At 59.4% G+C, this 14,852-nt stretch carries 12 protein-coding genes; all 12 read left to right on the top strand.

The annotated features are described in order from the left end of the window. Positions 1-15: 15 nt before the first annotated feature. Complete coding sequence (speB, locus tag FOI68_RS10985) at positions 16-888, top strand: agmatinase (protein WP_029100425.1); 873 nt, start codon at positions 16-18, stop codon at positions 886-888. A gap of 185 nt (positions 889-1,073) precedes the next feature. Next, positions 1,074-2,318, top strand: coding sequence for an MFS transporter (locus FOI68_RS10980; RefSeq protein ID WP_044898643.1), 1,245 nt, complete (start codon positions 1,074-1,076; stop codon positions 2,316-2,318). A gap of 47 nt (positions 2,319-2,365) precedes the next feature. Further along, a complete protein-coding gene (locus FOI68_RS10975) occupies positions 2,366-2,794 on the top strand; it encodes a YwiB family protein (RefSeq protein WP_029100423.1) in 429 nt (142 codons plus the stop codon). 206 nt (positions 2,795-3,000) lie between these two features. Then, a complete protein-coding gene (locus FOI68_RS10970) occupies positions 3,001-3,396 on the top strand; it encodes a hypothetical protein (protein WP_255433430.1) in 396 nt (131 codons plus the stop codon). 65 nt (positions 3,397-3,461) lie between these two features. Continuing rightward, complete coding sequence (locus FOI68_RS10965; protein WP_143863192.1) at positions 3,462-4,934, top strand: sigma-54 interaction domain-containing protein; 1,473 nt, start codon at positions 3,462-3,464, stop codon at positions 4,932-4,934. A gap of 169 nt (positions 4,935-5,103) precedes the next feature. Continuing rightward, complete coding sequence (gene kamA / locus FOI68_RS10960; protein WP_029100420.1) at positions 5,104-6,462, top strand: lysine 2,3-aminomutase; 1,359 nt, start codon at positions 5,104-5,106, stop codon at positions 6,460-6,462. Between the two features lie 290 nt (positions 6,463-6,752). Beyond that, positions 6,753-8,825 (top strand): heterodisulfide reductase-related iron-sulfur binding cluster, encoded by a 2,073-nt coding sequence (locus FOI68_RS10955; RefSeq protein ID WP_143863191.1) that lies wholly within the window; start codon positions 6,753-6,755, stop codon positions 8,823-8,825. 327 nt (positions 8,826-9,152) lie between these two features. Beyond that, positions 9,153-9,344, top strand: coding sequence for a sigma factor-like helix-turn-helix DNA-binding protein (locus tag FOI68_RS24250; protein ID WP_143863259.1), 192 nt, complete (start codon positions 9,153-9,155; stop codon positions 9,342-9,344). Positions 9,345-10,118: 774 nt separating this feature from the next. Then, positions 10,119-11,375, top strand: a complete 1,257-nt coding sequence (ltrA, locus tag FOI68_RS10940) for a group II intron reverse transcriptase/maturase (protein WP_255433441.1) — start codon at positions 10,119-10,121, stop codon at positions 11,373-11,375. A 176-nt stretch (positions 11,376-11,551) separates the two neighbouring features. Further along, positions 11,552-12,730 (top strand): acetyl-CoA C-acetyltransferase, encoded by a 1,179-nt coding sequence (locus FOI68_RS10935; protein ID WP_044898648.1) that lies wholly within the window; start codon positions 11,552-11,554, stop codon positions 12,728-12,730. 78 nt (positions 12,731-12,808) lie between these two features. Continuing rightward, positions 12,809-13,660, top strand: coding sequence for a 3-hydroxybutyryl-CoA dehydrogenase (locus tag FOI68_RS10930; RefSeq protein WP_143863188.1), 852 nt, complete (start codon positions 12,809-12,811; stop codon positions 13,658-13,660). 31 nt (positions 13,661-13,691) lie between these two features. Continuing rightward, entirely contained in the window at positions 13,692-14,834 is a 1,143-nt protein-coding gene (locus tag FOI68_RS10925; RefSeq protein WP_143863187.1) for an acyl-CoA dehydrogenase, read from the top strand. Positions 14,835-14,852: the final 18 nt, after the last annotated feature.

Here is a 14,852-nt window from a genome sequence, read left to right as displayed (position 1 = left end):
GGAGGAAGGAACACCATGCGTTTTGACGAAGCGTATTCCGGCAACGTCTTTATCCGCAGCCACGGCAACTACGAGGAGAGCCAGGCGGTCATCTACGGCATGCCGATGGACTGGACGGTCAGCTTCCGTCCCGGTTCCCGTTTCGGCCCGGCCCGCATCCGCGAGGTCTCGATCGGCCTGGAAGAGTACAGCCCGTACCTGGACAGGCTGCTGGAAGAAGTGAAGTACTTCGACGCGGGGGATATTCCCCTGCCGTTCGGCAACGTGGAGGGCAGCCTGGATGCCATCCGCTCGTTCGTCAGCAAAATTTTGGCGGACGGCAAGTTCCCGATCGGTCTGGGCGGCGAGCACCTGGTGACCTGGCCGGTGATCCAGGCCGTCTATGAAAAGTACAAGAGCGACCTGGTCATCTTCCACTTTGACGCGCACACCGACCTGCGCGACCACTACGAGGGGTATGCGTACTCCCATTCCACGCCGATCAAAAAGGCGTGCGATCTGATCGGCGGCAAAAACGTCTACTCGTTTGGCATCCGCAGCGGGATGAAGGAAGAGTTTGAGTGGGCGAAGGAAAACATGCACCTGTACAAGTACGACGTGCTGGAGCCGGTCAAACAGGTGCTGCCGACGATCGGCAACCGTCCGATCTACCTGACGATCGACATCGACGTGCTCGACCCTGCGCACGCGCCGGGAACCGGCACGACCGAAGCGGGCGGCATCACCTCCCGCGAACTGCTGGAGACCATCCACTACATGGCGAAAAACGGCGCCAACGTGATCGGCTGCGACCTGGTGGAAGTGGCGCCGGTCTACGATCACAGCGAGATGACCCAGATTGTGGCGTCCAAGATCGTGCGCGAGCTGATTTTGGGCTTTGTAAAATAACAGACGGTACCACAAGCGTCCCCGGTTTCGCGCCGGGGGCGTTTTTTTGTCCGGTTGGGCGGAAGCACACCCGACGACACGCGGCTTCTGGGACTATTATGAAACATTTTTATTTACAAAATTTAAAATATTCCGTATGATAATACCGAATCCTTGCGACATACATTCCAAGGGGGCCGCGTCCCATGAGAGAAGTGTTTGCCAACCGTCAGTTTCGCAAGCTGTTTTTCTCCAACCTGTTTTCCGGCTTTGGCCAGGGGATGACCATGATCGGCATCGCCTGGTATTTGGTGGAAACGACCGGGTCGGCGGAGCTGCTCGGCTCCACCATGTTCGTCTCGGCCGTGCTGATGTTTGTGGTCGGCCCGTATATCGGGACGCTGATCGACCGTTTTTCCCGCAAGCGGATGCTGCTGGCGGAGCACGCGATCGGCTTTGCCGTGCTTGCCGCCCTCGCGGTGTGGGGCTTTTTCGGGCCGTACGCCGAGTGGATGCTGATCGCCGTCTACCTGGTGACGACCCTGATGTTCCAGATTCACTACCCGGCGCAGTCGGCGCTTGTCCAGGAAGGGTTTGAGCCGAGGCACTACAACGACATCAACAGCCTGCTGGAGATTGAAGGACAGACGGCGTCCGTGCTGGCCGGAGGGATAGCGGGATTTTTGCTGGAGGCATACGGGCTGCATGTCGTTTTGCTGATCAACGCCTGCACGTATCTGGCTGCCTGCGGTCTCCTGTCCACCATGGCCTACACCTTTACCCTGGAGCGGGAAGCCCGGAACAACAGGGGGGTCAACTGGGTGGGCCAACTGCTCCAAAGCTGGCGTTACATTCGGGAAAAACGAGGCTTTCTCCTCTTTGGCATCGCGGCGCTGATGCCGTTTATCGCGGTGATGGCCGGCAACTTGTTGAAGCCTGTCTACGTGAATCAGACCTTGAAAGCGGACGTGACGGTGTTTTCGCTCGGGGAAACGGCATACGCCATCGGCGCGGTGGCGGCCGGGCTGCTGGTCTCCGCCGTGGCAAGGAAGTTCGGCCAACTGCCTGCGATGGTTGGCAGCACGCTGCTGTTTGCCTTCGTCATGGCGGTCATGGTGGCGCTGCCCTACGGATGGGCCCTGGTTGGCGCATACATGATATTCGGCTGGTGCAATGCTTCCGTCCGGCTGATCCGGCAGTCGCTGTACATGACGGTCGTGCCGAAGCCATTCATGGGGCGGGTCATGAGTTTTTTCAATTCCATCGGGATGATGATGCGCTTGCTGTTGATCGGAGTGTTTACGTGGATGATTGACCGGACCGGGGCCGGGATGGGGTACCTCGTGCTCGCCGGGCTGCTGCTGCTCGCCGCCGCGGGGATTGTGGGAACCATGCGCTATCTGCTGCACGACGCGGCCGGTCAGACGGCGGTTGCAACCGAAGAGCGATGAGGCGTACAATGGACGGGTACAAGCAGAACGGGAAGTGAGGACGATCCATGCAAGACGTGCACATCACCCTGACAGCCAGACAGCGCACGGGAGGAGATTGGGAGGAAACCGTCTACCGCTATGCGGGCCGATGCGTGGAAAAGACAGGCGGCTGGTATCTGACCTACAAGGAGCAGATGGAAGGGGCCGGCGAGGTGAGCACGACGCTGAAGCTGGGCGACGGAACGGTCACGCTGCTGAGGCAAGGCGACGTGCAGACGAAACAGCAGTTTCAGCAGGGCACGAGCCACCAGACGACCTACCGGAGTCCCTACGGGCTGTTTTCGATGGAGACCCACACGCGCAAACTGCGCATCCGGCACGAACAGGGAAGGCCGGCGCAGGTCTGGGTGGCCTACCAGTTGTGGCTGAACGGCCAGTACGTCGGCGAGCACGAACTGACGCTGAACGTGGAGTGGCCCTCCGCGAGCGGATGACAATCGGCGGAACCGCCCTGATGTCAGGGCGGTTTTTGTGTTGGGGTGCGGCCGCGTTCGGTGGCTGTCCGGCGGTTCTGGCCGAAACGGACGGGCGTTGGCGCGGACAGCGGCGGGGTGTCCCCGGCGATGCGTTGACTGTAGCCGGTCGGGGTGGTTTTTTCGTACAATAAGGGTAATTCACGGCAGGAAAGGGGAGGGGCATCGTGAGGTTTGCGCTCGCAACCGGAGGCATGGCCGGCCTCGTTCTGGCCGCGTTTCTGGCTTTGGGAGACGGCCTGTTTCAAACGTCGACGCTTGCCGTCCTGATCGACGTCAGCTATGTCCCCGGCCTGGAGGGACTGCCGTCCGTTGTCGAGCTGTTGATCCACCTGTTGGTCAGCGCGATCGTCGCGCTTTTCATGATGTACTTCTATCCCCGAATCCGCGGCGAGCGGAGGATCAAATACCTGCTGTACTGGTTGCTCGCCTTTGCCGCGGCCTATCTGCCGTTCAGTCTGCTCAGCGGTGCCGCCATGTCGTGGGCTGCTTTTTTCCTCTGGCTGCTGGGCCATCTGCTCTACACGCTGATGATCGCGGTGCAGGTGGAACGGCAGCGGTAACTGCCGAAAATTCGGCACAGTGATGATTTTTTGGCAGCATGTTCGAAAGGAGGCTGTTACTCCCCATGCCGATGTCCGAAACGGTGGAAATGCTGCAGGCCATCCTGGGAACGATCGATGAGGGCATCCACGTCGTCGATGCGAACGGCATCACCATTTACTACAATCACGTGGCGGCCAGACTGGACGGGCTGACGCCTGACGAAGTGCTGGGAAAGCCGTTGCTGGAGGTGTTTCCCTCGCTGGACCGCCACTCCAGCACACTGCTGAGGGTCATTGCGAGCGGCGAGCCGATCTACAACCAGCCGCAGACCTACACCAACTGGAAAGGGATGCGGGTGGAGACGGTCAACACGACGCTGCCCGTTCGGGTGGGCAAACGGCTGGTCGGGGCGGTAGAGGTGGCCAAGGATATCCGCAAGCTGAAAGAGCTGTCGGAGCGGCTGCTCGACCTGCAGGCGCAGATCAGCAAGCCGAAGCGGGCCAAGCGGAGCAGGTCGGGCGAGTGGGACGGGCTCTCCTTTCAGTTTGCCGACATCCTGACGCAAAACGAGCGGATGATGCGGTTGAAAGACCGTGCGCGGAAGGCGGCCCGCACCTCGTCGCCGGTGCTGATCTACGGGGAGACGGGGACGGGGAAGGAACTGTTCGTCCAGTCGATCCACCAGGCGTCGTCCCGCAGCGGCAAGCCGTTTATCGCGCAAAACTGCGCGGCCCTGCCGGCTTCGCTGCTGGAAAGCCTGCTGTTTGGCACGACCAAGGGCAGCTTTACCGGAGCCGACGACAGACCGGGGCTGTTTGAACTGGCGGATGGCGGGACGCTGTTTCTCGACGAGTTGAACAGCATGCCGCTCGACCTGCAGGCCAAACTGCTGCGCGTGCTGCAGGACGGGCAAATCCGGCGGATCGGCAGCAGCAGCGCCGCGCGTGTGGACGTGCGGGTCATCGCCGCCGTGAATGAACCGCCGCTGGCGTTGGTTCGGCGCGGCGCGCTGCGGATGGACCTGTACTACCGCATCAACGTGGTCTCCTTCGAGCTGCCGCCGCTGCGGGAGCGCAGGGAGGACGTGGACCTGCTCGTCCGCCATTTTCTCGACAAGTACAATCGCCGCTTTCAGATGCGGGTGCAGGGCATCAGTCCGGAGGTGGCCGACCTGTTCAGGCAGTACGACTGGCCCGGCAACGTCCGCGAACTGGAGCATGTGATCGAGGCGGCGATGAACATGGTGGAGGGAACGGTCATTGAACGGGAACACCTGCCGCCGCATCTGGCGGAGCGATCGCCGGTGAACGCGACGGGCGAGAGCGGTCCGGGCGAGACCGGACCGGGGGAGATTGGATCGGGCGTTCCTCCCGTCGAGGCGTGGGCGGCGGAACAGCGCACGCTGCCGGAGGTGCTGCGGGAGGTGGAGGAGCGGATGATCGCCGACGCGCTGAAGTCGACCGGCGGCAACGTGCTGAGGGCGGCCCGGCTCTTGGGCATTCCCCGGCAGACCCTTCAGTACAAGCTCTCGCAGCGGGGAGCGGGCGAACGGTAAGTGCCGGATTTTCGGCAGTACAAACGCTCCCTCAGATGGAGAAAACGACTGTTGTCGCTTTGTTTTCTATATTCAAAATCTTTTGATTTGATTGGCATGAGTGTTGCATCCCCTCTGTTGGTGAGGAATACATGCGTTTCTTCACACAACGCAAAGGGGGATGACAAGGATGACCGTAGCGGCCAAACGCGACTGGCGCCAGATTGAACTGTGGAAAGACGTCACCGAGGAACAGTGGAACGACTGGATGTGGCAGCTCACCCACACCATTCGGACCGTGGATGAATTGAAACAGGTGATTAACCTGACACCGGAGGAGGAAGAGGGCGTACGCATTTCCAACCAGACCATCCCGCTCAACATCACGCCCTATTACGCCATGCTGATGGACCCGGACGATCCGAAAGATCCGGTCCGCATGCAGTCCGTTCCGCTTTCCTCCGAAATGGTTCGGACCAAATACGACATGGAAGACCCGCTGCACGAGGACACCGATTCGCCGGTGCCGGGCCTGACGCACCGCTACCCGGACAGGGTGCTGTTTTTGGTCACCAACCAGTGCTCGATGTACTGTCGTTACTGTACGCGCCGCCGCTTCTCCGGCCAGATCGGCATGGGCGTGCCGAAAAAGCAGCTCGACGCCTGTATCGACTACATCCGCCGCACGCCGGAAGTGCGCGACGTGCTCCTCTCCGGGGGAGACGGCCTGCTGATCAACGACCGCATCCTGGAGTACATCCTGAGCAACCTGCGGGCCATCCCGCACGTGGAGATCATCCGCATCGGCACGCGCGCTCCGGTGGTATTCCCGCAGCGGATCACGGAAAACCTGTGCAGCATCCTGAAAAAATACCATCCCGTATGGCTCAACACGCACTTTAACCACCCGAAGGAGATAACCCCGGAAGCGAAGCAGGCCTGCGAGATGCTGGCCAACGCCGGCGTGCCGCTCGGCAACCAGGCGGTCATCCTGGCGGGCATCAACGACTGTCCGAATACGATGAAAAAGCTGGTGCACGAGCTGGTCAAGATTCGCGTCCGGCCGTACTACATTTACCAGTGTGACCTGTCCGAGGGGATCGGCCACTTCCGCGCGCCGGTCAGCAAAGGGATCGAGATCATCGAACACCTGCGGGGCCATACCTCCGGCTATGCGGTGCCGACGTTCGTGGTGGACGCTCCGCACGGCGGCGGCAAGATTCCCGTCATGCCCAACTACATCATTTCGCAGTCGGCCGACAAAGTGGTGCTGCGCAACTTTGAGGGCGTGATCACCTCGTATCCGGAGCCGAAAAACTACCATGCCCACGACGAGGAGAACTGTGAGTACTGCCGGGCGGCCAAGGGCAAAGCCGTCGGCATCGCCGCGCTGATGAAGGACGAAGCCGACAACCTGGAGCCGGCCGACCTGCCGCGCAACAAGCGGATCAAGGCGACCAAGGTCAAATCGCTGGCGGACATCCGGCAGGAACAAAAAGCAAAGAAAGAGCAGGGGGAACAGGAACACAAAGAGGTGTCCGGCAAATAGGCCGGATGGACCGCAGGGCTGACAAGGCCGCCGGGGAAACCAGGGACTGCTGGCATACCCCGGCGGCTGTTTGCGTGGGGGAGATTTGCAGGTGACGAAGCGGACCAATCTGTGTTAAGATCAGGGCATACGATTCTGAACGAACGCTCAGTCTGGACAGGCTGCCGCGGTTCGACAAGCGCGTTTGTGCAGGAATCAACATAATGAGTGAATAGTCATTCATTTTTTCTTGCGATTCTGATAAGATAGAAAACAACGGACGAACATGGAAAAAGGGGGAGCTGAACACCTTGCTGGCCTTGCTCAATCTGATCGCGTTTTTCCTGGTGCTCGCTTACGGTCTGTACCTGGTCTGCCACGTCCTATACAGCCGGTATCTGTTTATCAAGCTGGGCAAAAAGCCGGACGTCAAGGACGACTTCGGCACGCGCCTCAATCTGCTGCTGGAAAACGTCGTCTTTCACAAAAAGCTGTTGAAGGACAAAAAGAGCGGCATCATGCACGTCGTCATGTTTTACGGCTTCATTATCCTGCAGTTTGGCGCCATCGAACTGATCGTCAAAGGACTGGTGAAGGGCTTTGAACTGCCGTTTGGCAGCGCTCACAAGTACTTCAGCCTGATGCAGGAGATCACCGTCTTTCTGATTCTCGCGGCGGTCGGCTTCGCGTTCTACCGCCGGTACATCGAAAAGCTGAAGCGGCTGAAGCGCGGCTTCAAATCGGGGCTGGTGCTGCTGTTCATCTCCACGCTGATGGCGACCGTTTTGCTGTCGCTCGCGTTTGAGCAGCTCTGGCTGGGGCACGAGCCGTCCGGCTACGCGCCGATTTCGTCGTTGATCGCGATGGCGTTCGCCGGCATCTCCGACACGGCGGCGGCCGCGCTGTTCTACGTGTTCTGGTGGCTGCACCTGCTGATCCTGCTGGCATTCGCCGTGTACGTGCCGCAGTCCAAGCACGCTCACCTGATTTTTGCGCCCGTCAACGTCTGGTTCAAAAAACTGGATCCGCCCGGCAAGCTGTCCAGCATCGACTTTGAAGACGAGACGCAGGAAGTTTTCGGCGTCGGCCGGATCGAGGATTTCACCCAGACGCAGTTGATCGACCTGTACGCCTGTGTGGAGTGCGGCCGCTGCACCAACATGTGTCCCGCCTCCGGCACCGGCAAGATGCTCTCCCCGATGGATTTGATCACCAAGATGCGCGATCATTTGACGGAAAAAGGGGCGGCGATCACGTCCCGCACACCGTGGATGCCGAGCTTCGCCTTTGCCGGCACGACCGCCAACCAACTGGCACTGCAGGCGTCGGAAGTGGCGGCAGCGGCCGAGGGAGCGGCGGCGGTCGCCTACGAGAAAAACCTGATCGGCGACGTGATTACCGAGCAGGAGCTGTGGGCCTGCACCACTTGCCGCAACTGTGAGGACCAGTGCCCGGTGATGAACGAGCATGTGGACAAAATCATCGACATGCGCCGCTACCTGGTGATGACCGAGGGCAGCATGCCGCAGGAGGCGCAGCGGGCGCTGAACAACATCGAGCGGCAGGGCAACCCGTGGGGCATCAACCGCAAGGACCGCCTGAAGTGGATCGAAGGGCTGAACGGCCAGTACGACGTGCCGACCGTGCAGCAGGTGGAGGAATTCGAGTACCTGTTCTGGGTCGGCTCGATGGGCTCGTTTGACAACCGCAGCCAGAAGATTACGCAGGCGTTTGTCAAGCTGATGCACGAAGCCGGGGTGACCTTTGCCATTCTCGGCAGCGAGGAGAAAAACTCCGGCGACACAGCCCGCCGCATCGGCAACGAGTTTCTGTTCCAGCAGCTCGCGCAGGAGAACATCGCGCTGTTCCAGGCTTACGGCGTGAAGAAGATCGTCACCTGCGACCCGCACGCCTACAACACCTTTAAAAACGAGTACCCCGAGTTCGGCCTGGAGGCGGAAGTGTATCACCACTCCGAGCTGCTTGCCCAGTGGGTCAAGGAAGGGCGCCTGAAGCCGACCAAGGAAGTGAAGGAGCGCATCACCTACCACGACTCCTGTTACCTGGGCCGCTACAACGAGATCTACGACAAGCCGCGTCAGATCCTGACGGCGATCCCGGGCGTGGAGATCGTGGAAATGAAGCGCAGCGGCTGCGACAGCATGTGCTGCGGCGCCGGCGGCGGCCTGATGTGGATGGAGGAGCACGAAGGCACCCGCATCAACGTGGCCCGCACCGAGCAGGCGCTGGAAGTAAATCCGACGGCCATTGCCAGCGCGTGTCCGTACTGTTTGACGATGATGAGCGACGGCGTCAAGATGAAAGAGATGGAGGATCAGGTCAAAACCCGCGACATTGCGGAGATTCTCGCCGATGCCATTTAATCCGGCGGGAAGCGTTTCTACTGTGTAAATCCCTGCCCTGTCAGAAGGGCGGGGTTTTTTTGCTGGCGGGAAATGTTCAGTTCGTTAAAGCAAAGACGGAACGAAGAAAGTATAAGGCCCCACCCGGCAGCTTTAGCATTTGCCGGGTGGGTTTTCTTACGTTTGGCTGGAAGTTCGTTTGGAACAGACAGCGGAAGCGGTGTTTGACATGCTGATCCGGCAGTTGTCCACTGCTACAAAGATCATTTCCTTCGAGTCGTCTGCACCAACCTGCACTTCGCCCAAATAAGTTGAAGGAGCGGTTGAAATGGACGGGTAGGAACAGAGCTGCGGGAATTCAGGGAGCTGGCTGACCGGATTTGTCTTCCTGATCGAGGACGTTTTATCATTCAAAAGGTGGTGATTGAGGGCATACCCGAAAGAGAAGTGGCGAAGCAACTTAACATTTCACAGAAACGAGTGAACGTGTGCAAAACAAAGTATTTACAGCAGCTTCGTCAAAAACTCATTTCTGTTTGAAAGCGGGGCTTTTATGAAAGCCAGCACTCAGTTAAACGAACGATCTGATCACGAGTTTACGAATTGCTTTATCTAGCCCAAAAAGGAACCGGGAACCGCTTGGGTTTCGCGTGCGGAAAGACAAAAACAACATCTGGAAGGTAAGCTGGTTGCCCATCCAATAACGAAAGGACGCCTGACTGACAAGAAAAGTCAGGCGTTCTTTTTTTCGGTGCGCCCGGCATGGGCGTTGTCTATAGGGTGCAAGTCCCGAGTGGCGAAGGCAACAGTAGCCATTAGCTTACGACAAGGGTGTCCACCGCGAGGTGGAATCTGAAGGAAGTCCGCGGCAAACCTCCGGCCTGAGGAACACGAACTTCATAGGAGGCTAGCGATAGTTGGATGAGTCTGCCGAACAAGACAAAGTCCTTGTTGCCAAAGGCTATCGAGAGTAAATGAAGCAGGTGGATGGAGGGAAAGACAACGTCCTTACCCGGGGAGGCCTGCTGGACACGCCGATTGCAATCGGTAACCCACACCGTAAGGTGTGGCTGAACCGGCAGGAGTCAGCAGAGGTCATAGTACCTGCGAGGAGACGTCCGAGCAGGGAAGGGCCAAACATGATTGTGAGGGTTGCTTATGGCAAGTTCGAGAGGAAGGCATAGACAGCCGAATATCCCGCAAGGGAGCTCTCTTCAGGAGGAAATGGTGAATCCATGGGGGACTGAAGAAGTGCCGAGTTTTCCTCCGGCACAAACCAGAAAGCTAACCCGCGAAGCCGATTCAAATCACCTGATGGAGCGGGTGTTAAGCCGAGGGAACCTACTCTCGGCGCTTCGCCGTTTGGAGAGGAACAAAGGAGCGGCCGGGATCGACGGCATGGAGATAAAATCCCTTCGTCCTTATCTGCTCGATCACTGGCCAGAAATCCGTCATCAACTCCTTAACGGAACCTACCAGCCGAAGCCTGTCCGTCGAGTCGAAATCCCGAAACCAGATGGCGGCGTTCGGTTGTTAGGGATACCGACGGTGTTAGACCGCCTGCTCCAACAGGCTCTTCTACAAGTTCTGACACCCATTTTTGATCCTGCATTCTCTCCGCAAAGCTACGGGTTCCGCCCTGGACGTAAGGCACAGGACGCCGTACGTCAAGCCCAATCGTATATTCGAGAAGGTTACCGCTTCGTCGTAGACATGGACTTGGAAAAGTTCTTTGACAGGGTGAACCACGACATCCTCATGGCAAAAGTGGTAAAGAAGGTAAAGGATAAACGGGTGCTACGCCTGATTCGCTGCTACCTCCAAGCCGGAGTCATGATAAATGGATGTTGTGTAGCCACAGACGAGGGAACCCCGCAAGGGGGACCGCTCAGCCCACTACTCGCCAACATCATGTTGGACGATCTGGACAAAGAACTTTCAAGCCGTGGTCATCGATTTGTCCGGTACGCCGACGACTGTAACATCTATGTGAAGACGAAACGAGCGGGAGAACGGGTCTTGGAAAGTGTAACTCGATACGTGGAAGGACGACTAAAGCTGAAAGTAAACAGGGAGAAAAGTGCGGTGGATCGACCATGGAAACGTAAGTTTCTAGGCTTCTCTTTCACACCTCACCGTGATCCCAAATTGCGGCTGGCCGAGAAGACGGTAAAGCGGTTCAAGCAGAGAATTCGCGAACTTACCCGCCGGAGCCGTAGCTACTCCATGGAACTCCGAATCCAGCAACTTAATGAATACCTAAACGGCTGGAGCGGATATTTCCGAATCGCGGACACACGAAGTGTGTTCCAAAGCCTGGATGAATGGCTGCGCAGAAGGCTGAGGATGTGTCTTCTCAAACAGTGGAAGAAACCGCAAACCAAGAGGAAGAGGCTTACCTCCCTTGGTATCCCCGCAGATTTAGCCAGAAACATCAGTGGCTCGAGAAAAGGTTACTGGAGACTGGCTAACACTCCTCAACTGAATAGAGCCCTCGGCCTTGCTTACTGGCAAAGCCAAGGACTCACAAGCCTAGTCGCACGATTTGACGAGCTTCGTTACACAACATGAACCGCCGTATACCGGACGGTACGTACGGTGGTGTGAGAGGACGGGGGTTAGCCGCCCCCTCCTACTCGATTATTTCATTGACTATTCTGACGGGAGACGGCAAAATGAAGGTAAGCAAAAATGAGCGATCGCTCGATCATTTTGAAATGAATGCCATGCAGCGAGGAGGAGCCGACATGAAAACGGTAATTGCGGGGGCGGCACGCACCCCGTTTGGCAAGTTTGGCGGCGCGCTGAAAGACGTTTCCGCGGTTGATCTGGGTGCCATTGCGATCAAGGAAGCGCTGCGGCGGGCCGGCGTGTCCGGCGAGCAGGTGGACGAAGTGATCATGGGCATGGTCGTACAGGCCGGAGCGGGGCAGGTGCCCTCCCGTCAGGCGGCCCGCAAGGCGGGACTGCCGTGGAACGTGGCCAGCCAGACAATCAACAAGGTGTGCGCCTCCGGGATGAGGGCGGTCACCATGGCCGACCAGATCATCCGCGCCGGAGACGGGCAGATCATCGTGGCCGGCGGCATGGAGAGCATGAGCGGCGCGCCGTATGCGCTGCCGAACGCGCGGTACGGCCTGCGCATGGGCGACGCGGCAGTGCGCGACCTGATGATGCACGACGGGCTGACCTGCCCGTTTGACCAGGTGCCGATGGCGGTCCACGGCAGCAACGTGGCGGAGGAGTACGGCATCACCCGCGAGGAGCAGGACCGCTGGGCGCTGCGCAGCCAGCAGCGGGCGGCCAGGGCGGCGGCGGCCGGACTGTTCGATGAAGAGATCGTGCCGGTGCCGGTTCCGCAGAAAAAGGGCGAACCGGTCATCGTAGCCAAAGACGAGGCGCCGCGTCCCGACACGACGTTGGAGGGTCTGGCCAAACTGCCGCCGGTGTACAAAAAGGACGGCACGATTACCGCCGGCAACGCGCCCGGCATCAACGACGGCGCGGCAGCGATGGTGCTGATGGCGGAGGAAAAGGCGGCCGAGCTGGGGATTCGCCCGCTGGCTGTCATTCTGGGACACGCGCAGGTGGGCGCGGAGGCGCCGTACATCGCCACCACGCCGGGTCTGGCGATTCAAAAGCTGCTGGAGAAGACCGGCACGCGGCTGGACGAGATCGATCTGTTCGAAGTAAACGAAGCGTTCGCCGCCGTCATCCTGACCAGCGGCAAGATCGTCGGCTGGGACGAGGAAAAGGTAAACGTCAACGGCGGGGCGATCGCGCTCGGCCATCCGATCGGGGCGAGCGGGGCGCGAATCGTCATGCACCTCGTGTACGAACTGCGGCGCCGCGGCGGCGGATTGGGCATTGCCGCCATTTGCAGCGGAGCGGCCCAGGGAGACGCGATTCTGATCAAGGTGTTCTAGCCCCCTGCGGGGACCCGGATGTGTTTGGCGCGTGAAGAAAATCGACGAAGGCATTGCCACGAGGAAGGGGACCTGTTTATGAACATGCAAACCATCATGGTCGTGGGTGCGGGACAGATGGGCAGCGGCATCGCCCAGGTGGCGGCGCAGGCCGGGTTCCGGGTGATTCTCAACGACATCCAGCGGGAATTTGTGGACCGCGGCCGGCGAACGATCGAGAACAATCTTTCCCGCAGCGTGGAAAAAGGCAAAATGAGTGCGGAAGACAAAGAAGCGGTGCTCTCCCGCCTGACGCTCTCCGTCGATCTGGCGGACGGCCGTGACGCCGACTTTGTCGTGGAAGCGGTTACAGAAAACATGGACGTGAAAGCGGAAATCTTCCGCAAGCTGGACGGGATCTGTCCGGCGCACACGGTGCTGGCCAGCAACACCTCCTCACTGCCGATTACGGAAATCGCCGCGGTGACCAAACGGCCGGAAAACGTGATCGGCATGCATTTCATGAACCCGGTGCCGGTGATGAAGCTGGTGGAGATCATCCGCGGCCTGCAGACGGCGGACGAGGTGTACCAGTTGACGGAGGACCTGGCCAGACAGATGGGGAAAGTGCCGGTCAGCGTCAACGATTTTCCCGGATTCGTCTCCAACCGCGTGCTGATGCCGATGATCAACGAGGCGATCTACTGCGTGTACGAAGGCGTGGCCGAGCCGGAAGCGATTGACGAGGTGATGAAGCTGGGCATGAACCATCCGATGGGGCCGTTGACGCTGGCCGACTTCATCGGGCTGGACACCTGCCTGTACATCATGGAAGTGCTGTACGAGGGCTTTGGCGACTCCAAATACAGGCCGTGTCCGCTTTTGCGAAAGTACGTCAAGGCGGGCTGGCTCGGCCGAAAATCGGGACGAGGCTTTTACGTTTACAACTAGAATCCGAACGCGGCAGAAAGGGAGGACGGCGATGGATTTCCGTTTCAGCGACGAGCATGAGATGATGCGCCGGATGGTGCGCGATTTTGCCCAAAAGGAGATCGCTCCGTTCGTTCCCGTCATGGAAGAGACGGAACAGTTCCCCCGCCACATCGTGAAAAAGATGGGGGAAACCGGCCTGATGGGCATCCCGGTTCCGGAAGAGTGGGGCGGTGCGGGGGCCGACTTTATCTCGTACATTCTGGCGATTCACGAGATTTCCAGAGTAAGCGCCACCGTGGGCGTGATTCTCTCCGTGCACACCTCTGTCGGCACCAATCCGATCCTGTATTTCGGCAGCGACGAGCAGAAGCGCAGATACCTGCCCAAGCTGGCCAGCGGCGAATACCTCGGCGCGTTTGCGCTGACCGAGCCGCAGGCGGGATCGGATGCGGGCAATATCCGCACGACGGCCGTCCGCAAAGGGGATGACTACATCCTCAACGGCAGCAAGGTGTTCATCACCAACGGCGGCGAGGCCGACTTGTACATCACGTTTGCCGTGACCGACCCGGCCCAGGGCCGAAAGGGCATCTCCGCGTTTATCGTGGAAAAGGATACGCCAGGCTTTATCGTCGGCAAAAAGGAAAAGAAGATGGGGCTGTTCGGCTCCAATACGACGGAGCTGATTTTCGACAACGCGCGGGTGCCGGCCGAAAACCTGCTCGGGCAGGAAGGCAGCGGCTTCAAGATTGCCATGGCCAACCTGGATTCCGGCCGGATCGGCATCGCCGCGCAGGCGCTGGGCATCGCCGAAGCGGCCGTCCAGTACGCGATCGAATACGCCAAGGAACGGCAGCAATTCGGCCAGGCGATCATCAAGCAGCAGGCGGTCGCCTTCAAGCTGGCCGACATGGCGACGCTGGCGGAAGCGGCGCGGCTGCTGGTCTACCGGGCCGCCTTCCTGCGCAGCCGCGGGCTTGCGTGCGGCATGGAAGCGTCCATGGCCAAAAAGTTCGCCTCCGATGCGGCGATGAAAAATGCCACAGAGGCGGTGCAGATCTTCGGCGGATACGGCTACACCCGGGAGTATCCGGTGGAGCGGCTGTTCCGCGACGCCAAGGTGACGCAAATCTACGAGGGAACCACCCAGATTCAGCACATCGTGATCGCCAAACATCTACTGTCCACATGAGGAACGGGACGCACGAAA

This window comes from Brevibacillus sp. LEMMJ03 (assembly GCF_007197875.1).
Lineage (GTDB): Bacteria > Bacillota > Bacilli > Brevibacillales > Brevibacillaceae > Brevibacillus > Brevibacillus thermoruber.
This window is presented reverse-complemented; position numbering and strand designations above follow the sequence as displayed.